General features: G+C 67.5%; 21 protein-coding genes. 5 read left to right on the top strand and 16 right to left on the bottom strand.

Annotation, left to right across the window (positions count from 1 at the left end):
* The first annotated feature begins 16 nt into the window (after positions 1-16).
* On the top strand, positions 17-487 hold the full coding sequence (locus TA3x_RS15535) for a hypothetical protein (RefSeq protein ID WP_435015564.1): 471 nt from the start codon (positions 17-19) through the stop codon (positions 485-487).
* Positions 484-2,139 (top strand): ABC transporter permease subunit, encoded by a 1,656-nt coding sequence (locus TA3x_RS15530; protein WP_435015563.1) that lies wholly within the window; start codon positions 484-486, stop codon positions 2,137-2,139. Before TA3x_RS15535 ends, TA3x_RS15530 begins: the two co-directional genes overlap by 4 nt.
* Before the next feature lie 48 nt (positions 2,140-2,187).
* Here the strand turns inward: TA3x_RS15530 and TA3x_RS15525 are convergent, their stop codons facing one another.
* From TA3x_RS15525 to TA3x_RS15495, 7 genes are all read right to left on the bottom strand, one after another.
* Entirely contained in the window at positions 2,188-2,670 is a 483-nt protein-coding gene (locus tag TA3x_RS15525) for a hypothetical protein (protein WP_435015562.1), read from the bottom strand.
* Positions 2,671-2,831: 161 nt separating this feature from the next.
* The gene (serA, locus tag TA3x_RS15520; protein WP_435015561.1) at positions 2,832-4,466 is read right to left on the bottom strand and encodes a phosphoglycerate dehydrogenase; all 1,635 of its coding nucleotides are present in this window, start codon (positions 4,464-4,466) and stop codon (positions 2,832-2,834) included.
* 40 nt (positions 4,467-4,506) lie between these two features.
* Positions 4,507-5,670 carry a pyridoxal-phosphate-dependent aminotransferase family protein gene (locus TA3x_RS15515; protein ID WP_435015560.1) on the bottom strand — a complete coding sequence of 388 codons (1,164 nt, stop codon included), beginning with the start codon at positions 5,668-5,670 and terminating at the stop codon, positions 4,507-4,509.
* Positions 5,671-5,702: 32 nt separating this feature from the next.
* Positions 5,703-6,788 carry a 3-phosphoserine/phosphohydroxythreonine transaminase gene (gene serC, locus TA3x_RS15510; protein WP_435015559.1) on the bottom strand — a complete coding sequence of 362 codons (1,086 nt, stop codon included), beginning with the start codon at positions 6,786-6,788 and terminating at the stop codon, positions 5,703-5,705.
* Positions 6,789-6,838: 50 nt separating this feature from the next.
* Complete coding sequence (gene hisI, locus TA3x_RS15505) at positions 6,839-7,252, bottom strand: phosphoribosyl-AMP cyclohydrolase (RefSeq protein WP_435015558.1); 414 nt, start codon at positions 7,250-7,252, stop codon at positions 6,839-6,841.
* The gene (locus TA3x_RS15500) at positions 7,245-9,011 is read right to left on the bottom strand and encodes a hypothetical protein (protein WP_435015557.1); all 1,767 of its coding nucleotides are present in this window, start codon (positions 9,009-9,011) and stop codon (positions 7,245-7,247) included. The genes hisI and TA3x_RS15500 overlap by 8 nt, the downstream gene beginning before the upstream one ends.
* A gap of 42 nt (positions 9,012-9,053) precedes the next feature.
* Complete coding sequence (locus TA3x_RS15495; protein WP_435015556.1) at positions 9,054-11,315, bottom strand: SEC-C domain-containing protein; 2,262 nt, start codon at positions 11,313-11,315, stop codon at positions 9,054-9,056.
* Between the two features lie 191 nt (positions 11,316-11,506).
* Between TA3x_RS15495 and TA3x_RS15490 the strand changes: the two genes are divergently transcribed.
* Positions 11,507-12,337 carry a S1/P1 nuclease gene (locus TA3x_RS15490; protein ID WP_435015555.1) on the top strand — a complete coding sequence of 277 codons (831 nt, stop codon included), beginning with the start codon at positions 11,507-11,509 and terminating at the stop codon, positions 12,335-12,337.
* A gap of 242 nt (positions 12,338-12,579) precedes the next feature.
* Here the strand turns inward: TA3x_RS15490 and TA3x_RS15485 are convergent, their stop codons facing one another.
* The 6 genes from TA3x_RS15485 to TA3x_RS15460 all read right to left on the bottom strand — a co-directional run bounded on the left by TA3x_RS15485 (position 12,580) and on the right by TA3x_RS15460 (position 17,000).
* The gene (locus TA3x_RS15485) at positions 12,580-13,452 is read right to left on the bottom strand and encodes a TerC family protein (RefSeq protein ID WP_435015554.1); all 873 of its coding nucleotides are present in this window, start codon (positions 13,450-13,452) and stop codon (positions 12,580-12,582) included.
* 245 nt (positions 13,453-13,697) lie between these two features.
* Positions 13,698-13,886 carry a 30S ribosomal protein S21 gene (gene rpsU, locus TA3x_RS15480; RefSeq protein ID WP_026012078.1) on the bottom strand — a complete coding sequence of 63 codons (189 nt, stop codon included), beginning with the start codon at positions 13,884-13,886 and terminating at the stop codon, positions 13,698-13,700.
* 152 nt (positions 13,887-14,038) lie between these two features.
* Positions 14,039-14,407, bottom strand: a complete 369-nt coding sequence (locus tag TA3x_RS15475) for an RNA recognition motif domain-containing protein (protein ID WP_435015553.1) — start codon at positions 14,405-14,407, stop codon at positions 14,039-14,041.
* Between the two features lie 380 nt (positions 14,408-14,787).
* Complete coding sequence (locus tag TA3x_RS15470) at positions 14,788-15,936, bottom strand: aldo/keto reductase (RefSeq protein ID WP_435022374.1); 1,149 nt, start codon at positions 15,934-15,936, stop codon at positions 14,788-14,790.
* Positions 15,937-16,142: 206 nt separating this feature from the next.
* Positions 16,143-16,349, bottom strand: a complete 207-nt coding sequence (gene csrA / locus TA3x_RS15465) for a carbon storage regulator CsrA (protein ID WP_435015552.1) — start codon at positions 16,347-16,349, stop codon at positions 16,143-16,145.
* Between the two features lie 450 nt (positions 16,350-16,799).
* Positions 16,800-17,000, bottom strand: coding sequence for a hypothetical protein (locus TA3x_RS15460; RefSeq protein WP_435015551.1), 201 nt, complete (start codon positions 16,998-17,000; stop codon positions 16,800-16,802).
* A gap of 485 nt (positions 17,001-17,485) precedes the next feature.
* Here TA3x_RS15460 and pucL point away from each other — a divergent pair, with 485 nt between their 5' ends.
* Positions 17,486-18,340, top strand: coding sequence for a factor-independent urate hydroxylase (gene pucL, locus TA3x_RS15455; protein ID WP_435015550.1), 855 nt, complete (start codon positions 17,486-17,488; stop codon positions 18,338-18,340).
* Between the two features lie 20 nt (positions 18,341-18,360).
* Here pucL and TA3x_RS15450 read toward each other — a convergent pair whose 3' ends face one another.
* Together TA3x_RS15450 and TA3x_RS15445 are read right to left on the bottom strand one after the other, a co-directional pair.
* Positions 18,361-19,965, bottom strand: a complete 1,605-nt coding sequence (locus tag TA3x_RS15450) for an ammonium transporter (RefSeq protein ID WP_435015549.1) — start codon at positions 19,963-19,965, stop codon at positions 18,361-18,363.
* Positions 19,966-20,134: 169 nt separating this feature from the next.
* A complete protein-coding gene (locus TA3x_RS15445; protein ID WP_435015548.1) occupies positions 20,135-21,694 on the bottom strand; it encodes an outer membrane beta-barrel protein in 1,560 nt (519 codons plus the stop codon).
* 1,319 nt (positions 21,695-23,013) lie between these two features.
* On the opposite strand from TA3x_RS15445, the gene TA3x_RS15440 reads away from it, so the two are divergent.
* Positions 23,014-23,727 carry a hypothetical protein gene (locus TA3x_RS15440; protein WP_435015547.1) on the top strand — a complete coding sequence of 238 codons (714 nt, stop codon included), beginning with the start codon at positions 23,014-23,016 and terminating at the stop codon, positions 23,725-23,727.
* On the opposite strand, the gene TA3x_RS15435 is transcribed toward TA3x_RS15440, so the two are convergent.
* Positions 23,714-23,971, bottom strand: coding sequence for a hypothetical protein (locus TA3x_RS15435; protein ID WP_435015546.1), 258 nt, complete (start codon positions 23,969-23,971; stop codon positions 23,714-23,716). The genes TA3x_RS15440 and TA3x_RS15435 overlap by 14 nt on opposite strands.
* Between the last annotated feature and the right edge of the window lie 15 nt (positions 23,972-23,986).

Below are 23,986 nucleotides of genomic sequence, written 5' to 3'. Positions count from 1 at the left end.
CCTGGGGGCTCGCCGCATGCTGGAGCGACCGCTCACGATCGCCGGGCTGATGGGCCTGGTCGCCCTCATGGCGGCCGGCGTGGCGTCGCTGCGCGATCACCCGGATGGGTTGGCCACCTTCGCGACGGGTCTCGCCTTCGCCCTGAATCTCGCGGCGATGCTGGCCGCGGCCACCGGCAGGGGCCGGATCCGTGCGATCGCCGGGGCCTATGTCGCCTGCGGCCTGTCGTACCTGTTCCTCGTCACCTTCGTCGAGCCGGTCGATTCGTTGGTCTTCTCCCGGGGGGTCGTGCCGAGCTTCGCGCTCATGGAGCGGTGGATGGGCCGGTTTTCCTCGGGGCCTCCCTACCGGCTCGTCCCGCACGCGACGGTCGTGCATGCGTCGTTCGCCATCTCCGCGGGCCTGGCCGGGGGCGCGTTCGCCCGGGCCCTGGCGTCGCGGCAGGCCGTGTCGGCTCGAACCACCAACACCGCGGGCCACCCATGATCTTCCGCGACAACCCGGTGCTGATCCGCGAACTGCTGGTGACCCTGCGATCGTCGCGATCGTTCGCGATCCTGTTCGTCTACGTGAGCTTCCTGGGGGCCGTCGTCTACTTCGCCTGGCCGGCGGAGGGGAAGATGGTGAGCCCCGAGCGGGCCCAGCGTCTGTTCGACATGTTCTTCCTCGGCCAGTTCTTCCTGGTCGCGCTGGTGGCGCCGAGCTTCGCGTCGGGGAGCATCGCCGGCGAGAAGGAACGGAAGACCTACGAGATGCTCCTGGCCAGCCCGCTCAGGCCGGTGAACATCCTGATCGGCAAGCTGCTCAGCTCGCTGACCTACCTGGTGATCCTGATCATCTCCAGCCTGCCGCTGATGATCCTCTGCTTCCTGCTGGGCGGGATCCTGCTGTCGGAGATCGCCCGGGCCTACCTGATCCTGATCCTGGCGGCGGGGACGTTCGGACTGCTGAGCCTGGCCTGTTCCAGCTACTTCGGCCGGACCAGCTCGGCCCTGGTCGTCAGCTACCTGGTGATCCTGCCGCTCGCGGTGGTCGCCATCGTCCTGACGCGGAGCGATGACGTGGTGCTCCGCGACTTCGTGTCGATCGCGGTCATGCCCCCCTGGTGCCTGGGGATCTGGGCGGTGGTGGTCTCGCTCATCAACCGCCGCCTGCTCCGGCCGCCCGATGTGGGCAGCGAAGGTAAGGAGGTCATCGACGAGTCGCAGGAGATGAAGTACGCCATCGGCGTGGTGATCGACCGCGACCTGTTCCCGGACAAACTGTTCGCCCCGGCCAAACGCACCGACCTGATGCCCGATGGCACCAACCCGGTGCTCGACAAGGAACTTCGGAGCGAGATCTTCAGCCAGGGCACGCTGATGCTCCGGGTGGTGATCCAGGTCAGCATGCTCCTGTCGATCCCGCTGATGGCCGCCCTTCTGTTCCTCCGGCCCGAGAATGCGGCCTACTACGTCTCCTACGTCCTGACCTTCAACCTCCTGGTCGGCCCGGTCTTCTCGGCGGGGAGCATCACCCAGGAGCGGGAACGGCAGACGCTGTCCCTGCTGCTCACCACGCTGCTCACGCCCGGGAGCATCGTATTCGCCAAGCTGGTGGCGGCGCTTCGGGTCTCGACCGTCCTGACGTTCCTGCTCACCGAGCAACTCCTGCTCGCATACGTGATGGTCGAGGAGTTGCGCGGGCGGTTCTGGACCCTGGGCGTCTTCCTCCTGATCATCCTGACCACCTGCCTGGCCACGTCCACGATCGGGCTGCTCTGCTCCGCGCTGTCCCGGAGGACCTCGGTGGCGATGGTGGCAACGTACCTGGTGCTGCTCATCCTGTTCGCCGGCCCGATCGGGGCGAGAAAGTACCTGGAAGGGTTCCAGGAACAGCTTTCGGTCGGCGTGATCGAGTCCCTGACGATTTCCAGCCCGTATTCGGCGGCCTTCAGCGTCCCGATGGCCTTCACCCCGGCCAATTCGCCGGGTTTCCAGGTCGGCTCCATGCAGGGGCGGACCCTGGAGATCTCCGGCGTGGAGGTGCCGACCTGGGCGGCGTTCCTCGCGATCTATCCGCCGGCTTGCCTGCTCCTTTTCGGAACGACCTACCTCGCTTTCCGGATCCGATGGTGGCAGGCGGGGGGCACAGGCTAGGAGCATCGCGGCCGGGGGCCTCTCGACCGGCAGAGGCGATCCGGCCTCTCACCGAGGGGCCATCCGCGCCGGCTTGATGAACCGGGCCGACACCTTGGGTGCGGCGGGCCGTGCTCCGGGCAGGGAGATGGTGGTCGAGGTGCTCGCCGATCCGTTCCGGTCCTGCACCGAGATCGCCACGGTGTACTGGTGGCCGTCGCGGTCGCCGGCGCGGACCTTGGTCGACAGCCCGAGCGGGACCGAATAGGAATACGAACCGTCGGGTTCGGGGGTGAGCGTGACGGGGAAGACCGTCGGCATGCCCGGGGCATACTCGTCGAACAGCAGGGCGTTGGCCACCGTGCCGATCGGCCGGTCGACCTCGACCCGCCCCTCGACGACGACGGCCTGGATACCGCCGCGCCGGGCGGGAGGATCGCCGAAGCTCGCCGTCCCCGAGATCCCGAGGACGGCATTGAGCTGCCGTCCTTCCAGCGTCTCGACGGCATCGGGGCGGAGGCGATGGGCGGGACGGGTCGTATTGGAGGGCATGACGGGAACGCTCCGGACGGCGAGGGACTCGATCTCGTGCCGGGGTGCGTTCGGTCGTATCGGCGACCGTCTCATGGGTGTTGCCCAGGACTATCGCAACAACGGTGCCGATTGTCGGGGCGAAGGCGGGCGGTACCGCCCTCGCCCCCGTTGGGTTCGTTTCAGCTCGCCAGCCAGGGGGGCACTTCGCCGTGCTTGGGCAGCTTGATGAGGCTCACGCTCAGGATGTCGGCGTGGGCCTGGACCTCGTCGATCGCCTCCTGGGACGGGAACGAGTCGAGGTTGACCACGCCGATCGCCTCGCCGCCCGGCTCGGCCCGGCCCACGTTCATCTGGGCGATGTTCACGCCGTGCTTGCCGAACGTGGTCCCGATGAACCCGATCAGGCCCGGGCGGTCGTGGTGGGTGAAGACGAAGAGGGTCCCGTCCAGGTGGGCGTCGAGGCGGTACTCGCCGAGCCGGACGAGGCGGACGAATTCCTTTCCGAACAGGGTGCCCGCGGCGACGTAGGTCTTCCGCTCGGTCTCGACCTCGGCCTGGATCATGGTGCCGAAGTCGCCGGGGTCGGTCGAGGTTTCCTCGACGATGGCGATGCCCCGGTCCTTGGCCAGGACCTCGGCGTTCACCAGGTTGACCTGCTCGTCCAGGGCCGACTCCATCCAGCCGGCGGCGAAGCTGGCGGTGATCAGCCGGGTGTTCTTGCTCGCGACCTCGCCGCGATAACGCAGCGTGGCCCGCTTCACCTGGCCCCGGTCCATCTGGGCGTGGAGCATCCCCAGCCTGCGGCCGAGGTCGAGGTAGAGCCGGATCTCGTCGAGTTCGGCCTTCTCCAGGGACGGCATGTTGACGGCGAACCGGACCCGGCCGGTGCCGAAGAAGTCGACCAGGAGCCGGGCCGCCTCGATGGCCACGTTGACCTGGGCCTCCTCGGTCGAGGCCGCCAGGTGCGGCGTGACCAGGACCTTCGGGTGCGCGATGACCGGAAGGCCGGCGGGCGGCGGCTCGGGGTCGAAGACGTCGATCGCGGCGCCGGCGACGTGGCCCTTGTCGATCGCCTCGATCAGCGCCGCCTCATCGATCAGCCCGCCCCGGGCGCAGTTGATGATCCGGACGCCCGGCTTCATCTTGGCGATCTCGGCGGCCCCGACCAGGTGACGGGTCTCCGCCGACAGCGGGGTGTGGATCGTGACGTAGTCGCACCGACCCCAGAGGTCGGCCAGGTTGGAGACGCTCTCGACGCCCTGCGCCAACGCCTTCTCGGGGGCCAGGAACGGGTCGAACCCGACGACCTTCATGTCGAAGCCGATGGCCCGCTGGGCCACGGCCAGGCCCACCCGGCCCAGGCCGACCACGCCCAGGGTCTTCCCTTCGAGCTGCGTGCCGGTGTACTTGGACCGGTCCCAGCGCCCGGCCTTGAGGCTGTCGTTGGCCGGGGCCACGTTCCGCGACAGGGCCAGGAGCAGAGCCATCGTGTGCTCGGCCGTGGAGATCGTATTGCCGCCCGGGGTGTTCATCACCACGATGCCCTGGCGGGTCGCCGTGGGGGCATCGATGTTGTCCACGCCCGCGCCGGCGCGGACGATCGCCTTGAGGCGGGGCTGGTCCTTGAGCACCTCGGCGGTCAGCGTGGTGCCCGACCGGATCACGATGCCGTCCGCATCGGCCAGCGCCGCCTTCAGGGCGGCCGGGTCCGAGGCCAGCTTGGTGTTGACCACCACTTCCAGGCCGGGCTCCGCGCGGAGCAACGCCAAACCTTCCTCGGCCAACTTGTCCGTCACCAGCACGCGGTAAGCCACGATGAAATCACTCCATGGGAGAGAAAAGGTCGGAAATCGATCAAACGGGGAGGGCCGGGCTCGTCGCTCGCGGGCCGATCAAAACGCGCTGCGCGGCCGAGACCGCCCGGCCCGGCTCGACGTCGAGCCCGAGGTCGAACAGGACCATCTCCAGCGCGGCGAGCCCGGCGACGACGTCGAGTTCGTCCATGTAGCCCATGTGGCCGATCCGGAGGATCTGCCCCTTGAGCTTGCTCTGGCCGCCGACCACGGTGATCCCGAACCGCTCGGCCAGGGCTTTGCGGATGGCGGTGTCCTTCAGCCCGTCGGGGACGCGGAAGACCGTCATCCCCTCGGCGGGCCGCTCGCTGAACAATTCGAGGCCCAGGGCCTCGATCCCCGCGCGGCAGGCCGCGCCCATGGTCCGGTGCCGGGCCCAGACATTCTCCAGCCCCTCGGCCTCGATCCGCCCGAGCGCGACCCGCAGCGCGGCGATCAGGGTGTGGGCCGGGGTGTAGGGCGTGTCGAAGTCGGCCATCGACTTGCGGGCGGCCTTGAGGTTGAAGTAGTAGCTGGGCGAGTCGAACGAATCGATCTGGGCCCAGGCCTTGGGGCTCACGGCCACGAAGGCCAGCCCTGGGGGGAGCATCAGCGCCTTCTGCGAGCCGACGCACAGGACGTCGATCTCCCAGGCGTCGGTGCGGCATTCCATCGCCCCCACGCCCGAGATCCCGTCGACCACGAACAGGGCGGGCGTCTCGGCCACGACCCGCCCGATCGCCTCGACCGGGTGCCCGGTGCCGGTGGACGTCTCGCTCAGGGTGCCGAACACGGCCCGGGCGTCGGGGTGTTCCTGCAAGGCCCGGGCGACGGCGTCCGGGTCGACCGCCCTGCCCCACTCGGTGGCGATGGTGACCACCTCCACGCCGAAGGTCCGGGAGATCGTCCCCCACCGTGAGGCGAACCATCCGGCATCCAGGACGATCGCCTTGGCCCCGCGCGGGACGGTGTTGACCACCGCCGCCTCCATCGAACCCGTCCCCGATGACGAGAGGATCAGGACGTCGTGGTTGGTTTGGAAGACGCGCTTCAGCCCGGCCGCGACCTCGACGACGACCTGCTTGGCCTCGTCCGACCGGTGGTGGATCACCGGCCGGGCCATCGCCAGCAAGACATCGTCGGGGACCGGGGCGGGCCCCGGTGTCATCAATCGCGGCTTCTTCATCGGTGGGTCCGATCGTCGGGGGAGGTCCGGTGTCAGGCGTTCTTCCTGGCGAAGTCGGCCATGAACGAGGCCAACGCCTGGCAGGTCTCGACCCCGATGGCATTGTAGGTCGATGCCCGGATGCCGCCCACGGAGCGGTGCCCGGCCAGCCCGACCATGCCGGCGGCCTGGGCCTCGGCCACGAACTGCTTTTCCAGGGCCTCGGACGGCAGGCGGAAGGTGACGTTCATCTCGGACCGCGAGTCGGCGTCGGCGTGGCCGCGGTAGAACCCGGCGGAGCCGTCGATCTGGCCGTAGAGGATCTCCGCCTTCTTGCGATTCCGCTCGGCCATCGCGCCCAGGCCGCCGATGCTATCGATCCAGCGGAGGACGAGGTCGAGCATGTAGACGCCGAAGGTCGGCGGGGTGTTGTACAGCGAGTTGTTCTTGGCGTGGGTGGCGTACCGGAGCATAGTCGGCACGCCCTTGCTCGCCTTCTCCAGCATCGATTCGCGGATCAGGACGACCGTGACCCCCGCCGGGCCGAGGTTCTTCTGGGCGCCGGCATAGATCAGCGAGAACTTGCCGGCGTCGAACGGCCGCGACAGGATGTCGCTGCTCATGTCGGCGATCAGCGGGGTTTCGCCCACCTCGGGGAAGTCGCGGAACTGGACCCCCTGGATCGTCTCATTCGAGGTCACGTGGACGTAGGCCGCGTCCGGCGAGACCTGGACCTCGGACGGCTTCGGGACCCGCTTGTACCCGCCCTCCTTGGTGGAGGCGATGACCTTGCCGGTGCCGAACAGGGCCACTTCCTCGACGGCCTTCTCGCCCCAGGTGCCGGTCACGACATAGTCGGCCGATCCCCCCTTGGGGAGGAAGTTCATCGGCACCGTGGAGAACTGGCCGGAGGCGCCGCCCTGCATGAACAGGACGCGATAGCCGTCGCCCAGCCCGAGCAGCGACTTGAAGGTCGCCTCGGCGTGGTTGTTGACGGCCTCGTATTCCTTGGAGCGATGGCTCATCTCCATGATCGACATCCCGCGCCCCTGGTAGTCCAGCAGTTCGGACTGGACCTGCTCCAGGACGGCGGGCGGGAGGGCGGCGGGACCGGCGTTGAAATTCAGAGCTTTGCTCATCGCGAAGGCATCCCCAGGGAAGCAGGCGGAGAGGAGGCGACCGCCCCGGATCAGGAGGCGGCTGGGCCGTAAACTTTCTCGGCTTCGAAAACGGGTGAGGCGACCAGTCGCAGGGTCCCGTCGGCGTCGACCTGGCGGGCGAAGCAGGACCGGAACCCTTCGTGGCACGCCCCGCCGACCTGCCGGGCCCGGATCAGGAGGGCGTCGGCGTCGCAGTCGACCAGGATCGATTCGACGTGCTGGACGTGGCCCGAGGTCCCCCCCTTGTGCCACGCCGATCGACGCGACCGGGAATAGAAGTGGGTCTGGCCGGTCCGCAGGGTGTCGCGGACCGCCCGCTCGTCCATCCAGGCCATCATCAGAACCTGCGCGGTCTCAGCGTCCTGGACGATCGCGGCGATCAGGCCGTCGGTGGTCCACTTCAGGGATCCGAGAAAGGCCAGGTCGGCGTCGGGCTCACTCATCGATCAGGTCCTCTTCCCCGGCCGGGATCAGGAGTTCGGCCCGCTCGGCCAGGGCGACATCGCCCGCCCGTCGTGCGAGGCGGCGGGCCCGGCGGGCGAGCCGGCCGGCCTCGGCGTCGTGGCCGTTGTCCAGCATGGTCTCGGCCGCGTCGAACGCCGCGAGCGCCGCCTCCGACTCCGGGGCCAGCTCGAACATCCGATTATAGGCCTGCAAGGCCGCTTCGGGGCGGCCGACCCGCGCGAGAACTTCGGCCCGCCACGTCGCGAACGTCCGGCGATCCCGCCCCTGGTGCAACTCCCGGTCGATGACGTCGGCGCGGTCGAGCCGGGCCAGCGCCCCATCGGGGTCTTCGTCGGCGAGGTGCGCGCGGACCAGGGTGGCGAACAGGGCGGGGATGTCGAGCCGGGCCAGGGCCGACGGGTCGCGCTCGGCCAGGGGTGCGGCGAACCGCGACGTGCGACGATCGTCGCCGAGGGCGGCGGCCGACTCGTAGGCGTCGGCCAGGGGGACATCGCCGAGCGTGGCCGGGTCGAGCTTGTCGAGTTCCTCGCCGCTCATGCTCGTCGGATCGAGTGGATCGACGACGGCGGGGTCGGGCATGCTCAGGCCGAGCCGGCGGCGGAGCCGGTCGAAGGGATACCCCTGGTACAGGGCTGCGGTCGTGGGCCGCTCTCCCAACTGCTCGCGGAACCCGACCACGGCCTCCAGCTTGGCCCGGGCCACCGGGTCGCCGCCCGAGGCCAGGCGGCCCGCCTCGATCGGCGACCGGCCATCGAGTCCATGCCGGGGAGTGCGGAGCCAGGCCCCTTCGTAGAATCGTTCGACGGCCTCGCGATGGAATCGGGCCTCTTCCCCGGGGTCGATCGCGGCCGGCGGGCGGATCGCCCAGATCGCGGCATCCAGGAAGGTGAGCGGGAGCGGTGTGGCCTCGCGGCGGGCCGATTCGACCCTGTCCCTGACCATGCCCAACACCGCCTCGGCGACGATCTCCAGGCCGACCGGGTCGGGGCTCGACAGGCGGAGCATCCGGGGCGTGCGGACCAGGCGGGACAGGACCCGCCGCGCCTGGCCGGCGGGGCCGTAGGTCGGCGGCCCATCGAGCCATTCGTAGACCCGGGCCTCGGGCAGGGGCGAGGTGCCCACGGAGGGGTCGACCGGGCTCGGCAAGAGCCGCACTTCCGGCCGCTCGTCGAGGAACCCGGCGGGGTCGGTCCCGCCCACCCAGGTCAGGGTGAGGTTGTGATTCAGGTCGTCGGCCAGGGTCTCCGCCCCGCCCCCCTGCCGGAGGACTTCGGCTAGGGTCCAGGCCCGTGTCGCGGCCTCGGGCTCGGCGAGGGCCCGGACGGCGAGGTCGAGCGCGGCGATCGCCTCGACGTTGCGGCCGATCCAGGCCAGGCAGTACGCCTGGTTGAGCCTTGCCCCGCCGTCGGAAGGGTCGGCCTCGGCCAGATCGGCGAAGGCGCCGGCAGCGACCGCGAGGTCTTCGAGATCTTCGCCGCGGAGCCGACGGTCCCACCTCGCCCGACGCTCGTCGCCGTCGGGCTGGCTGAACCGATATTCGACGCGGGCGGCCCTCGGCAGGTCGCCGGCCGCCGCCAGCACATCCAGGGCCTGGCTAGCGGCCTTGTTCTCGGGATCGATCCGCAGCGCACGCCGCCACGAGGCCCAGGCTGCGACCGGGCGTTGCTGCTTCAGGTGATCCCAGCCCTGGTGCACGAAGGCCAGGGCGGGATCGTCGCGATCGGGAGGCGGGGGCATGATGCTTGGGGACTTGCGAAGGATTCGGGAAACCCGGGGACGTTACCGCCCCGGGATGATCAACTTGGACTTGCCGCCGGCCGGGTTGCTAGCCCCCGCGTCGGAGCCGGGGGTCCACAATCCACCGCCACCGCCACCGCCGGCGGCGGGGCCGCCCGGGGTCCAGAGCTCGTTCTTGGCGGCGGAGACGCCCAGACGGCCGGATGCGGTGGTCACGCGCGGGCCGTACTCGGCCAGGACCGATTGCAGGGGCCGGCTGTCCAGCAGGATGTCGTCGGGGTTGTCCGGGTTCGGACCCACCCGCATCAGGCCCATCTCGATGAGGTTCATCAGGATGATCTGGTTGGAACTCGGGTCGCTGGCGTGGCGTTCCAGGACGACGGCCAGCTCCGGCACCCAGGTCTCCGGGGGCTCGGAGCGGGCCATCAGCCGGACCCCGATCATGTCCCAGAGCGGGGCGTTCGGGCCGCGACGGGCGGGCGAATCGGCCTGGCGGCCGCGTTCGAGCCATTCGAGCGATTCTTCGCGGCGGCCCCGGCCGGCGGCGACGCTCGCCAGGTCGGAGTAGACCGTCACCGTGTCGATCGCCCCGGATTCGAAGAGGGCGGGCCTGGCGATGATCGCCTTGGCGGCCGACTCCATCGCGTCGACCTGCATGACGCGGCGGGCCCGCCGATACAGGAAGATCAGCCGTTCGTCGTCGAGTTCCTCGGCCGCGACGGCGGCCAGGCGGGCGACCGGCAGGCGTTCCAGGTCGACCAGGGCGGCGTCGATGGCCGGCTCGCGGTGGATCTTGAGCCGCTCGCGAAGCTTGGCGAAGTCGAGCCCGGCCTGCTCCAGCGTCGGATCCTGTTCGAATTGCAGGACCGCCGCGCGGAGGGCGACGGCCGCCTTGGGATCGCCGGCCGCCTGGAGCGGCGTGCGACCGCCCAGGTAGTGCATGGGCGTGACGGGCCAGACCTCGCCGAGGATCTGGGCCCGCTTGGCCCGATCCAGCCTCTCGGCCTCGGCCCGGGTGATCCCATCGGGGAAGAGCCAGTCCCAGGTCAGGGCGAGCGTCGAGCGGCCAATCTCTCCCAAAACCTTGGTCTTGGGGTGGGCCGGCTTGATCGACGACCCGGCCAGTGCGGTGAATCGGTCGCCGAGCGAGTTCACCCGACCATCGTCGGGGGCTTCCAGCGCGGCGATCTCCTGCCCGACCGAGATCCGCCCGAGGATCCTGGGGATCTGGTCCGGCTCCAGCCCTTCGCCGGTTCCCGGGGGCAACGCGGGGCGATCCAGCAGGACGAACTGATCGACCTCGGGGGATTCGGGATCCAGGGGATCGATGGGGCCCTTGCCCTCTTCCTCCGCGTCCTGGGCGGCACGGAGGGCGGCCAGGAGGGCGTCGCGGTCGCGGAGCGGCCAGATCAGCTGGACGTTCTCGACCCGGTCATCGGGCGGCGCCAGCTCGATGAGCTGGCAAAGGACTTCCAGGTCGACGGCCTCGGCGATATTGCCCAGGCGGGCCGCGTAGCTCCGGATCGGGCCGATGGCGCCGGCCTCGTCTCCCAGCCAGAGGCGGCACAGGCCGAGGTTGAACTCGGCCTCGGGCCCCGCCGTGCCGTCCATCGAGAGGGCGTCGAAAGCCGCCGCGGCCGGGGCCCACAGGCCACGCTCGGCCCAGCCGAGGGCGTCCTCGAAACGGGCCCGGGCCTCACCTTGCAGGTGGTCCGACGGTGGGGACAGCTCGTAATGGTCCTTGAGCCAGGGCGAGACGTCGGGGCTGGTCTCGATGTTCCTTTCGGCGGAAACCGCGGCCTGGTCCCGATCCTCGGGGTCGAGCGAGCGGGCCAGTTCCAGGTGCTTCAGGGCGGCCGGGAATCGCCCGAGCTCGCCGAGCAGGATGGCCACGATCCGGGTCAGGCCGGCCATCGAGGGCCGCATTTCGTCGGAGATCGAGGTGAATACCTGCTGGAGCATCCCGGCGCCGTTGATCGGCCCCTCGGTCTCCAGGACGCACCGGGTCAGCAGCACCAGGGCGCCGATGTGCTTGGGCTGCTTCTGGAGGATCACGCGGAGCGAATCCTTGGCCGCTTCCAGCCCACCCTCGCGGATCTGCATGATCGCCTTGCGGGTCAGCAGCCAGGCATTGCCGGCGTCCTTGCGCAGGCCCTCATCCAGCACCTTGATGGCGGCTTCGACCTGACCACTTTCGAAGAGTCGCTGCGCCCGATCGGCGAACGCTTCAACCTTGTGGCAGCACCACTTGAACTTCTCGCCGCTGCCGCAAGGGCAAGGGGCATAAGGCTCGATGCCGGCCATCAATGCTGCTTCCTGGACGGAGACCAATCGGGCAAAGACCGAGACGCGAGGGAGGGCGATCGACGCGCACGCTCCGATCAGATCACAGTAGCAAAGCCGGGCCGGGCGCGTCTATGCTGCTAGGGGGCCGCATCGCGAGCGTGTGTGTCGGCCCGGCTTCGATCGGATGCCCCCAGAGAGGCGGACGCGAGATGAATCCGAAGGTGATCGGGCGGACGCCGCGGGCGATCAGGATCCTGGGCGTGTCCCTGCTGGCCCTGGCGCTGATGCCGGGGCTGGCCCAGGCCTGGGGGGTCGTCGGACATCGGGTCGCGGGGCGGATCGCCGAGGCCCGGCTCACCCCCGCCGCGCGGTCGGCCCTCCGGGCCCTGCTCGAACCCGGTGAGAGCCTGGCCGACGTCTCCACCTGGGCCGACGAGAACCGGGCCGACCACCCGGAGGCCGCCACCTGGCACTACATCAACATCCCGATCACCGAGCCCCGGTACGACCGCAAGTTCATCCTGAAGCAAGGGAGCGTGGTGGACCGGATCGAGCACTTCCGCTCCGTCCTGGAAGATCCCCGGGCCAGCCGGAGCCAGAGGATCATGGCCCTGCGATACCTGGTGCATTTCATCCAGGACGTCCACCAGCCGCTCCACGTCGGGCACCGCAACGACAAGGGGGGCAATGACTTGCAGGTCCAGTGGTTCGGCCGGAACGACAACCTCCACCGGATCTGGGATTCGGGGCTGCTGGGCGAGGCCCGGATGTCCGAACGTAATCGGGTGTCCAAGTTGACGGCGACCATCACGCCCGAGCTGGCCGAAGCCTGGTCCAAGGGCGGGGTCGACGAGTGGGCGAATGAAAGCCTGGACATCGCCCGCGAAGCCTACAAGCACCCCGGCACCGGGGCCGCCATCCGACGGGGCGACCGACTCGGCGAGGATTACCAGGCGGCCAACCTGCCCCTGGCCGAGCGGAGGGTGACCCAGGCCGGCGTCCGGCTGGCCCAGGTGCTCAATGAGATCCTGAAGCCTTAATTTGCATCGAGCGATATCGAGCCCGGCGTGCCACGGTGGCCCCGGATGAAGTGGCGCGATGGCAACTCAGATCCGGTCGGTTCGCCGTCACTGGCTGGAATCGGGCGGGGACGACCGGTTGACCTGCCATTGCAGTGGATCCGGTCGGTCGCGGCTGGGGTGATGCCCGATCAGGGCGGGGCCTGGCTCGTTCCGGAGAGGACAACGATAGGACGCGTCCCCTGATTACGGGAGGTCGTGGATTAGCCGGCCGCCGGCCCCGAGCCCAGGGTCGCTTCGGTGGCCGGCCCGAGATCTTCGGGGACCGCGGCGGGCTTCCGGGGCTTGATCAGCATGCTGATCACGATGATCAGCCCCATGCCCGACCAGAAGACCCATTCGTTCATCTCGAACGGGAATTTTGCCAGCCAGGGAGGCACCGAGTCGCGCCAGGTGCCCGGCGTGACGCCGGCGTGAGGGTGGAAGATGTCATTCAACCCGCCGCCGATCAGCTTCAGGCCAATCCAGGCGACCAGATAATAGGCGCCGACGGCGAGCCCGTGGAATCGGTCGAGGAGGAGCAGGAAGTAGCCGGCGACGAATCGCATGGTGATGATCCCGAGGATCCCACCGATGTAGACCACCATCAATTTCATGTCGACGAGGGTATGGATAATCGGGACCCGAAAGAGCGCGATCTCGCCAAGCTCATCCAACCCCTCGGCCATCGCCACGGCCGCCAGGATCGAATCGATCGAGAACGCGATGTCGGCGACCTCGACCCCGATCACCGTCGCCCAGAATCCATTGCCGAACTTCGAATGATGTTCGCTCACCTCATCATCATGGCCCGAGAAGAGATGGGCCAGGGAGAGGTAGAGAAGGTAGACCCCGCCGAGGACCTTGATCCACCAGTAATGCAGCAGGGCCGATGCGAAGACGACCGCGATCAGGCGGAAGGCAAATGCCCCGATGATCCCGTAGCGGAGGGCCCGCTTCTGGGAATCCTTCGGCAGATGGCGGACCATGACCGCCAGGACCAGGGCGTTGTCCGCGCTCAGGAGCCCTTCCAGAACGACCAGAGTCGCCATGGTGCCTAGCAAGACCGCATAGTCGGCGGCATCAATGCCCCACATGCCGGGAACTCCTCATGCAAGGCAAGGTGAGAAGGAACTCATTCTGGATCGCTCTTCCAGGTCGGATGATCGGACTCAAATTATCATAGACGGACATGCAACGCGACCCCCAGCAAGGTCGTCCCGTCGTGGAGACCCGATCGAGGGAATGGCGGGGCCAGGGACCATCGGGGCGCGAAAAAGCCCGGGAGGATTCCCGGGCTGGCGGATCGCGATCGATCGGGTCGGGCGGCGAATGCCCAGGCTCAGACCCGGGCGGCCTGGCGAGCCTTGCGGAGTCGCTTGAGTTCTTCGCGACGACGGCGCTCGCTGGGCTTCTCATAGTAGGCCTTGCGACGCATCTCTTTCCGGAGGCCGCTCCGCTCGCAAAGTTTGCGGAAGCGCCGGACGGCTTCCTGAATCGATTCGCCGGAACGGACCCGTAGCTTCACCACAGTCTCGATCTCCCGATGGCTTGGATTCCGCCTGCCCTCGCGCGACGGAGGAGAATGCCGACCGAGCCCGGGGCGAGAGCCCGGGTCGGGTTTCATGTGGCACTATAATCGAAAACGATGACGCCGCCAAGCGATTGCCGGAGAGATTCCGATCAATAACCCCCGCCGTAATCGCCCCCGCCGCCCCCACCGTATCCGCCCCCGCCGCCATATCCGCCGCGCCCTCCGCCCCCGCCGCCATATCCGCCCCGACCGCCTCCGCCGCCCCGATCTTCTCGCGGCTTGGCCTCGTTGACGGTCAGCGGCCGGCCGCCATAGGGGGTGCCGTTCAGGGCATCGATGGCCGCCTGGGATTCGTCGTCCTCGGCCATCTCGACGAATCCGAAGCCGCGGCTCCGGCCGCTGAATTTGTCGATGATGACCTGTCCGCTCGTCACCGTCCCATAGGCCCGGAACAGTTCGACGAGATCATCACCGGTGGTGTCATAGGGCAGGTTGCCCACGTAGATGTTCTTGCCCATGGTCGTGCGATCGTCTCAGGGTCCGCCCCCGCTCGGCCCACCTCGGGTCGTCGGTGCCTACTCCTAGCGGGAGATTCGGCGAGCGGGTCGGCCCGGAGAGGGACGGTGCCAGAAGAAAATCGGGCTGGACACCTTTCGCCATGAAGCAATATGTCGGATCGAATCCGGGAACTCAAGCGAAAAAGCGGAGAATCGTGAGGCAAATCGGAGGAGATTTGGATGCTTTCAAGTCGATGACGCCAGCATGGATCCGCGTGGGTGGCGGCGGCCCATCGAGGCTTCGTCTCGCGAATTATTTGGGCATCATGTCAGGGAATGACGACGGCCCGGGATCAGATCCCGGGCCGTCGTCGCGAATCGTAAATGAGTGCCTGCCTGCGTCACGCGAGGTGACGATCGACCTCGGCGAGCAGGGCCGCGAAGTCGAGGTGATTCGGGCACGCGGCGCGGGCTGCCTCCAGATCGGCACCTCGCCAGTCGCGGAGGGCCTCGGGCATCTCGGCGAAGAGGCGGCGGGCCTCGGTGCGGAAGCCATGCCGATCGTGATAGGTCAGGTAGCGCGTCAGGTCGCCCAGCGAAGCATCGGTCCCGCCCGCCTGGCCGCACTGTCCGTTGCAGTCGGCGCAGAGGCTGGGCCGCGATGCGAGGAAGGCGTTACGAAGGCCATCCAGCTCCGCCTGCTTGAGCGGCACGAACTTCCGGGCCGCCTCGGCGTTCTCGCGGATCTGCTCGACGGTCCGGCACGACACGCAGCAGGTCGCGATCCGCTCGTCGGTCCAGATGGCGTGGAGCATCCCCTGGAACGGGGTCAGGCCGCGTTCCTTGAGGTCGGGCACGTGCTTGGGGACCTCGGCCAGGAAGTCGGCGGGATTGGGGCCGGCGATCTGCTTCATGGAGATCAGTCCGATCCCCTTCTCGTAGCAGGCGTCGAGGGCCTTGTTCAGCGCCGTATCCTTGGGCAGCCAGGCGGTGTGCTGCATCATGATCGCGTCGACGAATCCGCCGTCGGCGGCCGCCTGGATGATCTTGTCGCGATCCTTATGATGGGTCGAGAAGCCGACGAACTTCGCCTTGCCCGACTTGCGGATGGCGTCGGCCGCCTGCTTGAACTCCTTGCCCTTGGCCCACTCGATCGCCTCGTCGGTGGTATGGTGGTCACCGAGGGCATGGACGAAGAACAGGTCGATGTGATCGGTGCCCAGCGCCTCCAGGCGCTTGTCGAGCATCCCGATCATTTCGGAGGGGGTGCGGGGCGAATCCTTGGTGACGAGAAAGATTTCCTTGCGGACCTCGGGCATGGCCTGGAACCACTTGGCGATGCCGGGTTCCGAGCCGTAGGACTTGGCCGCGTCGTAATAGCGGACGCCGTTCGCATAGGAGTAGCGGAGCAGCCGGTCGAGCCCCGGTGCTTTCCACGTCCCCTGGGTGAGGATCGTCACGTCGACGCCGGTCTTGCCCAGCTTGCGGGTCGGGAGCGTCGGCTTCGACGCATTCGGTTCGTCGCCGAAACCTGGCGACACGAGGCCCATGGTCGTTGAGGCCGTTGCGGCGATGGCGCCGGCTTGGAGAAAGTCGCGACGTTGCATCATCTGTTTGGCTCCGGTCGGGGACGCCTCACGGGCGTCGAAATTTCCTCGATCCGCGTCCTCTACCCTGGGACTCAAGTTAAACCGACCCAGGTCGGATGTCGAGCCGCGACGGGGAACTTGGTCGAGAAAACCCCTTCCATCTCATCTCAGACGCCGACGCTCACCTCTTCGCGGGTGTCGACTTCGGTGTTTTCGAACCAGTTGGCCGGGAGGATTTCTTCGCGATAAACGGGGACGTGGCCCGGGGCTTCGATGCCGATTCGCACCTGATTGCGATCGACCTTCACGATGGTGATGACGATGTCGTTCCCGATCATGACCTTCTCGTTCACTTTGCGGCTCAGGACCAGCATGGCGAATCCTCCGTGTCGAACTTCCGAGGTTCTTCTGTATTTGTCGCCGCCTTCGAGTCGATCCGTCGAGTGCGACGTCCTGACTGATTTGCCGCGAACACCATGAGAGTAATGCACGGCCCGTGCCACTCGCTGGATTTGCAGGGCTAATGTTTCCGGTCCCGTTTGCACCAAAGGTTTTAGGTAATTCTTGAGGTGATTCAAACCACGAGCGGTCCCTGATAATTCGTACAGGTGGTCTTACTTTTCTTCCCAAAAACATTCAAGTCGCGAGGAAAAAGGGAAACAGGGATCGACGGATTCGGCCGTCCGGTCTGGATGAATCATCGGGAAGACTGCGTATGAGAAGAGCCCCCGATCGATCGGCCCGGGTTGGGCTCGATGCCATCGGAGGCTCGTGATGGGAGGACGCGTGTCAGGTCGAGGCGTCGCACCTCGTCGGAGGGAAGCTCAGGTGATCCAGGGATAAGTCGCGATTTTCGCCCAGACATACCAGGCGAGAAACCCGCCGCTGAAGGAGATCAGAAAGGCCTCGGTCACAAGCTCGCGGCAATGGGCCCTCGACAGCATCATTTGATCCTCCTTCATCGTGGTTTGACAGGCGTCGCGATCGAATAGAACCTCCATCCCCAACCGGGGGATCGTCTTCACGACATCTTCATCATTCTACGATCGGAGACCAATCCCGGATCGATAAAATTCTCCTTAAGTGGCCCCGAAATTTCGCCCTCTCGCGACGAGATCAACGGAAGCCGTGGGGCACCAAGGGGTGTCGCGTCCCGCGGCCATCCAGGCTTTTGCGGGATCGAACGGGATTTTCCGGGTATGACCGGACCGCCAGGTGGGATGGCGGTCCGATGGGGACTGCGTCGGGGCCCGAAATCTCGGGGGAGACGCGGGCAGTTCGGCCTTCGTGGCCTCGTTGGAACAGCGGCCCGCACCGATTCGCCGTGCTGATAAATCGTGGCACCGGTCAGATCGACGGAGCTTGGCGCGATCCCGGAGACCCGCCCGGGAGCCGATTCCCGCCCTTTCCGGATCAAAACCGACGAGGGCAACTCCCGAGTCGGGGCGTCTCCGGTTATCATCGGGCCGGCCGATCGGAAAGCCGCCCAAGCTCGGAGGATGATCTCAGGATGCCCGTCGCCCTCACCCACAACGCCTACGGAACATCCCGGGTCCGACTCACCAAGCTGGAACGGGGCCCCGATCGCCACGAGATCCGCGATGTCGTCGTGGATCTCCGCCTCGAAGGCAACTTCGAAGCTTCGTTCACCGAGGGGGACAATGCCCAGGTCATCGCGACGGACACCATGAAGAATCTGGTGTACGCCCTGGCGGTGGGGCGGCAACTCGGCTCGATCGAGGAGTTCGGCGCGATCCTTCTCGGGCATCTCCTGGGGGAATACTCCGACGTCGGACTCGCCGAGGTCCGGATCTCCGAGGAGCCCTGGAGGCGGATCGCCGTGGACGGGCAGAACCATCCGCATGCCTTCGTCGGCGGCGGCCGCGAGGTCCGGACGGCCGTCGTCTCGCAGTCCCGGGACCAGGAACGGCGCGTGGCGTCGGGCATCGAGGGGCTGATGCTCCTGAAGACGGAAGGTTCCGCCTCCACCGGATTCTCGCGGGATGGGTTCGCGGTTCTGCCGGAACCCGATGAGCGGATCCTGGCCACCGAGGTCCGGGCCGAATGGACCTACTCCGCCCGATCGACCGCGCTCGACTATGACGGCCTGCACCGATTGGCCCGCGACATGATGGTGCGGGCCTTTGCCACCCACGAGAGCCGCTCGATCCAGCAGACCCTCCACGCGCTGGGGGAGTCCGTCCTGGACGCCATCGACCCGATCGAGGAGATTCGCATTACCCTGCCCAACAAGCACCGGATCCCGTTCGACGTATCCCGGTTCGGCCTGGACGGCCGCGACGAGATCTTCGTCGCGACCGACGAGCCCTACGGGGTGATATCGGGAACCTTGCGTCGGGCCTGATCGGCGGCCGGTCCGCTCGCTCAGCGCCTGGAGGGCGGGCCGAGCGAGGTCCGTTCCGGGACTCCCGGACCGTGGCTGGCCAGGTAGACCTGGCCGGCCGTCGCGACGACGTGGGTCTCCTCGACGACGTAGCCGAGCACGCCGGTCTCGGGGATGTCGAGCCCCTCGACCTCGACCCGGGCCGAGACTCGGTTCCCGACCAACGCGTCGATCGCCCGGAAGGCCGCATACGACGTGGGAGCGACCCAGAGAAGGTTGGCCAGGATTCCGATGGCCTGCGCGGCCAGCTGTCCGAGGCCCCCGCCGTAGAGGATGCCCATCGGAGTGACGTCCGCGACCCCATTCCAGCCCTTGCCATATTCGCCGGTCGCGAACAGCCCGACGCACAGGCAGCCGAAGGCCCCGCATGCGGCATGGACGCTCACCGCCCCCACCGGATCATCCACCCTGAGGATCCGTTCCACCGCCAGGATGCCGCCGATCGCCAGCAGGCCGGCCAGGCCTCCGATCACGGTGGCGCCGATGGGGCTGACGAACGCGCAGGGGGCGGAGATGGCGACGACGCCGGCCAGCAGCCCGTTGCAGCACAGCGTCGGATCGGGCCTCCCGAAGAAGAGCCAGGCATAGAGGCAGGATCCCAGGCAGCCGGAGACCGCGGCGAGGAGCGCCCGGACGGCCATCGGCCCGAGTTCCATGTCGGCGGTTGGCCGACCGCCGTTGGCCCCCATCGCGATCCAGGCCGAGGCCAGCAGCAGGCTGCCCACGATGACCAGCGGGATGTTGTGCCCGGGGATCGGGTTGGGCATGCCGTCCCGGCGATATTTGCCGATGCGCGGGCCCACGACCGACGAGCCGACCAGGGCCGCGACCCCGCCCGTCAGGTGGACCACGCCCGACCCCGCGAAATCGACGAAGCCATTGCCAATACCGAAGTTGGTCCCGAGCCCGGCCAGCCAGCCGCCGCCCCAGGCCCAGCAGCCGAAGATGGGGTAGATCAGCATCGAGATCGCGAGGCCGAACAGGCAGGATGCCTTCATCCGCCAGCGCTCCGCCAGCGAGCCGGTCGGGATGATGGCCGCCGTGCCCAGGAAGCCGAGCTGGAGCAGGAAAAGCCAGAGGGCCGACCCCGTGCCCGGATTCTGCGAGAGGAAGAAGCCCTCGTAACCGAACAGGCCGATCTCCCTCTCCCCGAGGTGGATCGAGGCCATCCGGCCCAGGACGTCATCGCCGACGGAGGCGACGATGTGCCCCGCGCCGCCGAACATCAGGGCGAATCCGCACGCCCAGAAGCCGATCACGCCGATCGCAAATCCCAGGAGAATCTGGCCCGAGGTGTGCGAAGCATTCTTGGCACGCGTCAGTCCCACGGCGACGAGGATGAAACCGGCCTGGATCGCGAGGGCCAGGAACCCGACGATCAGCGTCCGGACCATGCCGAGCGTGGCCTTGATCGCGTCGAGCTGATTCGCGGCGGGCATCGCCCCCGGCCTCGACTCGGCGGTCGCGATGCTCCGCCCCGGGGCGGTCGGGGAGGCTTCCTGGCCCGGCGAGGCGGGGACGGCCCCCCAACCCGACAGGATGAGCATCAGCGCGAGGGCACGCAAGGCGACGAGTGGTCGGCTCATGATCGATGGATTCCCGGTCAATCGTCGCACAGTCCTCATGAATCATCGGGGAGTTTAGCCGGGTCGACGCGTCAAGTGCTAGGCGAGGCCGCCCGTAAACACCAACGCCCGCATCCTGGGAGAGAGGATGCGGGCGTCCGGGGGTGTCGTCGAGTGGGCGGGGAATGCCTCAGAACAGCAGGATGATGTCGAAACCCAAGGTGAGCTGGCTGGTCCGGGTCCCGTCGTTGTAGGGGATGGCCTCGTTGGCGAAGTCATACCGGGCTTCGGGGCGGACCCAGATGTACGGCTTGGGCTTGTAGATCAGGCCCAGCGTGAACTCGGAGAAATTGCCCGCATACCCGGTGCGGACGCCGTTGTTGTCGCGGAAGATCTCCGAACGCCATACGCCGGTCAGCTTCTCGCTGAACTGGTACAGGAACCAGTTGCCGAAGCCGTACCACTGGGCGTTCTGGCGATTGAACCCATTGGTGTTGCCGAGGGCGAACGGGACGTTGGTTTCCCAACCGTTGTCGACTTCCATCACCTGGGTGAGCTTGTCCGTCCACTTGTGGGTGAGGACGGTCGTGAACAGGAACCGCTCATTGCTGTTGTAGCCCGGGTTCCGCTTGCCGGCGAACGCGGGGGGCGGGGGGATGACGCCGGTGGGGTAGAGCGGATTCTGGCCGGCGGGCAGGAACAGCGGGAACTGGTTCGGCCCGGAGATGAACGTGGTGGCCAGCGTGGTCTTGCCATTCTCGGCGGTCCAGGAGAACCCGCCGATGTAACCCCAGGTCAGCCGCTGGTCGAACTGGCGATCCCAGCCGTTGATCACGCCGTTGTAGACGTTGAGGTTCTTCGTGACGTGCAGGGTGGACAGCATGCCGGAGTGGGTGAACGGCTGCCCGTAGTTGAACATGTAGGGCACCGACAGGAGCGGGCGGCCCGTCGCCGGGACGACCTCGTAGCCGGCGATCGTGTAGAACCGGCCGCCCCGGATGTCCAGGCCCCCTTCGGTGAACCAGGGGAGGTGGACTTCCAGGTAATACTGGGCGGGGTCGTACTGCGAGAAGTAGTTGGGCTTGAACGCCCGGTCGAAGATGCCGTGCGCGTGGTTGAACTGGGCATCGTTGCCGAACAGGTTGTCGAACCGGAAGCCGAAGTTGATCTCGTCGTTCTGCTCCAGCGGCTTTTCGAAGATCAGGTAATACTGATTGCCCATCCACTGGTTGGCCAGGTTGTTCGGGTTGACGCCGAAGTTCAGCCCGTTCTTGGGCCGGCCGTTGGCGTTGCCCGTGAAGCTGTTCTGGATCCAGCCGTAGATCTTGACCTTGGCGTCCTCCCTGCCGAGGAACTTCTCCAGGAGTTTGGTCTCGTCGGTGGCCGGGGCTTCCGAGGCCTCGGCCTCCGCCGTCGCCTCGGTCGGCTCGCCATCCTTCTCAGCGCGAGGGATACCGAGGTCGGTCTCGTTGGTCGGAGGGTTCCCGGTCGCCGACGGGCTGGTCGCCTCGGGGGTCGAGCCCTCGGGGGTCGGCGGGGTGGAACTGGCCGCGTCCGGCTCGGCCGTGGGCCTCGGCGTGGCCGTGATGTCGCCGGCCGGCGCCTGCACCGGGCGGAATCCCGGGTCATAGGCGACCGCGGCCTGACCCGGGTAGCTGCCCACGACCTGCTGGGCCGATGCGAGGCCGCACCATGCCGCGGCCAGCCCAAGGGCCAGCGTGACGGTCAAACGATGTCTCGAAACGTTCATCCTGAACACCCCCGGTAGATCCTGACATCCCGGGACCACCGCCTTCGCCATCATGGCAATCTCCCAGGCGGCACTCGGTCCCGGCGCTCGTCTCCTGAATCCCGGCCGACGCCGGTGGTCAAGTGATCGACCGAATGAACTCATCTATTGAGAAGATTCGTCAAGGAGGGGTCCAAATCCCCCCACGATCACGACCAGCGCCAACACCCCGACCCATCTGGCGTTATGCCTTCGGGTCGGGGTGAACATGATCGCTTGTATTGATCTGTAAGAAAGCCGGTCGGTCGGCATTTCATCGCATCGCCACCTCTCCCATGGCGAATCGAATCATACCGACCGACCGGCTCGCTTCAGGCGTCGACCGCAGGGCGGCTCCAGACGCTTGTGAGAAAGGGCGAGCGGGGGGGTCGTGCGAGGCAACCCGCTCGCCCTCTGGCGGTAAGATTCCGAGGAATCCGTCGCCGTGGGGGTGGCTTGCGTGATCGGGAGTCCAAACGTAAGATTAGATTCTTAAAGCATTTGTGGCTGGCATTGTTCGTCTCGTTTCCATGTTGGGGACATAATGCTAAGGCAATGCCAGACGGCGGCACGAGTCCGGGCAGCCCCCGATATCGTCCGCCGGACACCGAGTCCGCAGCATCCAAATCGCGATCACTCCCGGACTTACCGCCTTGGTGATTTTTCGAGAATTTTTCTGAGGATCGAAGCCGCCGATTCCGGGGTCGCCGGACGCATGAGGATTCTTGACCGGTCTCACGGCGAAGCTGCACGATTTTTCGGCAACCATTCCTCCGGGCGTCGGATCGGGTAGATTTTCGATCATCGCCCGGTCCGAGATTCAATCCTCAGCATTCATGCGTGCTCGAAATATGGAAGATATGCAGGATACGACGCCTCCCGAACCGGGCGGACCGCTCGATGGTCCGGGTTTCGACCCCAATTCGCCGGAGCCCCGCGAGTGGGACCCGGGGCTCGTGCCGGTGGCCCGATGGGTGGATCGGCCTGGGCCGTTCGATCTGTCCCGACTTCTCGCCACCCTGAGGATGACCCGCCCGGATGGCTCGCTGGTCTTCGGCCCGAGGGGACGGTCGGCCGCCCGCCTCGCCCAGCTCCGATCCTTCGCCGATCGACTCGCCGATCCGGGGGTGGCGACGGTGATGGATTGGTGGCACCCACGGCCGGCCGGCGATCGGGTACCAACGCCGCCCCCCCTGCCCGCGTCCGCGATCGCTGACCGGCCATTGGCGGTGCTCCGCCCCGACTGGACCCCATACGGCGACCTGGTGGCCATCGATCAGCGCCGCCGAGGAGACGGCGCGTTGGTGGAGATTTCGAGCCGGGGCCGGACCTGGGTCGGGCCGTCGTGGCGATCCGACTCACCGCCCGCCCGTTTCGGGAAGCCGAGGCTGACCTCCTGGACGTCGGGTGCGTTCGCCGACTGTGCCGAGTGGTCGTACAAGACGGACATCGGCCGCGTGACGCGCACCGCCGTCCTGCTCCGGGGGCGCGGGCTGGCCCTGCTGGCCGAACAGCGTCACGGCGAATTTGCCCATCGGCCTTCGACGATGCGCCTCGGCCTCCCCGATGGGATCGAGGCGTTGCCCGTGGCGGGATCGCGGATGCTGGCCCTCTCGCCCGGACGTGGTCGCCCCCAGGCCCGGGCCATCCCGATCGGCCTGACGCAGGTCCAACTGGCACCCGGGCCGAGCGTGTTCGCCGCCGAAGGGCGCGAGATGGTCCTCCATCCCGGGTCGTCGGGGCGGAGGGCGTGGCTCCCGCTCCTGGTCTCCTGGGGTAAGGCCCCGACGAGCTGGCGGGCGTTGACCGTGACCGAGAAGTCGAGGATCTGCCCGCCCCACGTCGCGGTCGGCTACCGGGTGGCCTGGGGGCCCGCCGACGAGCAGCTCTTGATCTACCGCAGCCTGGCCCCCGCCGCCCCCCGGGCCGTCCTGGGGCATCAGACACGCGCCCGGTTCCTGATCGGCGTGTTCACCCGCTCGGGGGATGTCCGGCCGATCCTCAAACTCGATTGATCGGCTCGGAGCGGGACGAGATCCGGGCGATGGCCGTCATCGACAGGGTGATGTAGATCACCGAGACGGTGACCGCGAGGTAGCCGGAATGCTGGTGCATCTTGATCATCCGGGCCAGAGCCGTGGGGTCTCCCCCTCCCCTGCCCGCCCGGACGATCATCAGCCCCATGACGAGCTGGGCGATAATCAGGGCGGCCGAAGCAAGACCGAGAAAGATCAGGATAGCCTTGAGCTTACGATTCATCGTGGCGACAATCCT

This window comes from Tundrisphaera macrotermitis (genome assembly GCF_051175315.1).
In the GTDB taxonomy this organism is placed as follows: domain Bacteria; phylum Planctomycetota; class Planctomycetia; order Isosphaerales; family Isosphaeraceae; genus Tundrisphaera.
Note: the sequence above shows the minus strand (reverse complement) of the source record. Positions and strands in the feature narration are given on the sequence as shown.

Excerpts from the sequence above, each read along its gene's own strand:
- TA3x_RS15535 (WP_435015564.1), top strand. The coding sequence starts at position 17 with ATGCTGGAGCGACCGCTCACGATCGCCGGGCTGATGGGCCTGGTCGCC.
- TA3x_RS15530 (WP_435015563.1), top strand. The coding sequence starts at position 484 with ATGATCTTCCGCGACAACCCGGTGCTGATCCGCGAACTGCTGGTGACC.
- TA3x_RS15525 (WP_435015562.1), bottom strand. The coding sequence starts at position 2,670 with ATGCCCTCCAATACGACCCGTCCCGCCCATCGCCTCCGCCCCGATGCC.
- TA3x_RS15515 (WP_435015560.1), bottom strand. The coding sequence starts at position 5,670 with ATGAAGAAGCCGCGATTGATGACACCGGGGCCCGCCCCGGTCCCCGAC.
- serC (WP_435015559.1), bottom strand. The coding sequence starts at position 6,788 with ATGAGCAAAGCTCTGAATTTCAACGCCGGTCCCGCCGCCCTCCCGCCC.
- hisI (WP_435015558.1), bottom strand. The coding sequence starts at position 7,252 with ATGAGTGAGCCCGACGCCGACCTGGCCTTTCTCGGATCCCTGAAGTGG.
- TA3x_RS15500 (WP_435015557.1), bottom strand. The coding sequence starts at position 9,011 with ATGCCCCCGCCTCCCGATCGCGACGATCCCGCCCTGGCCTTCGTGCAC.
- TA3x_RS15495 (WP_435015556.1), bottom strand. The coding sequence starts at position 11,315 with ATGGCCGGCATCGAGCCTTATGCCCCTTGCCCTTGCGGCAGCGGCGAG.
- TA3x_RS15490 (WP_435015555.1), top strand. The coding sequence starts at position 11,507 with ATGAATCCGAAGGTGATCGGGCGGACGCCGCGGGCGATCAGGATCCTG.
- TA3x_RS15485 (WP_435015554.1), bottom strand. The coding sequence starts at position 13,452 with ATGTGGGGCATTGATGCCGCCGACTATGCGGTCTTGCTAGGCACCATG.
- TA3x_RS15475 (WP_435015553.1), bottom strand. The coding sequence starts at position 14,407 with ATGGGCAAGAACATCTACGTGGGCAACCTGCCCTATGACACCACCGGT.
- TA3x_RS15470 (WP_435022374.1), bottom strand. The coding sequence starts at position 15,936 with ATGGGCCTCGTGTCGCCAGGTTTCGGCGACGAACCGAATGCGTCGAAG.
- csrA (WP_435015552.1), bottom strand. The coding sequence starts at position 16,349 with ATGCTGGTCCTGAGCCGCAAAGTGAACGAGAAGGTCATGATCGGGAAC.
- pucL (WP_435015550.1), top strand. The coding sequence starts at position 17,486 with ATGCCCGTCGCCCTCACCCACAACGCCTACGGAACATCCCGGGTCCGA.
- TA3x_RS15450 (WP_435015549.1), bottom strand. The coding sequence starts at position 19,965 with ATGAGCCGACCACTCGTCGCCTTGCGTGCCCTCGCGCTGATGCTCATC.
- TA3x_RS15445 (WP_435015548.1), bottom strand. The coding sequence starts at position 21,694 with ATGAACGTTTCGAGACATCGTTTGACCGTCACGCTGGCCCTTGGGCTG.
- TA3x_RS15435 (WP_435015546.1), bottom strand. The coding sequence starts at position 23,971 with ATGAATCGTAAGCTCAAGGCTATCCTGATCTTTCTCGGTCTTGCTTCG.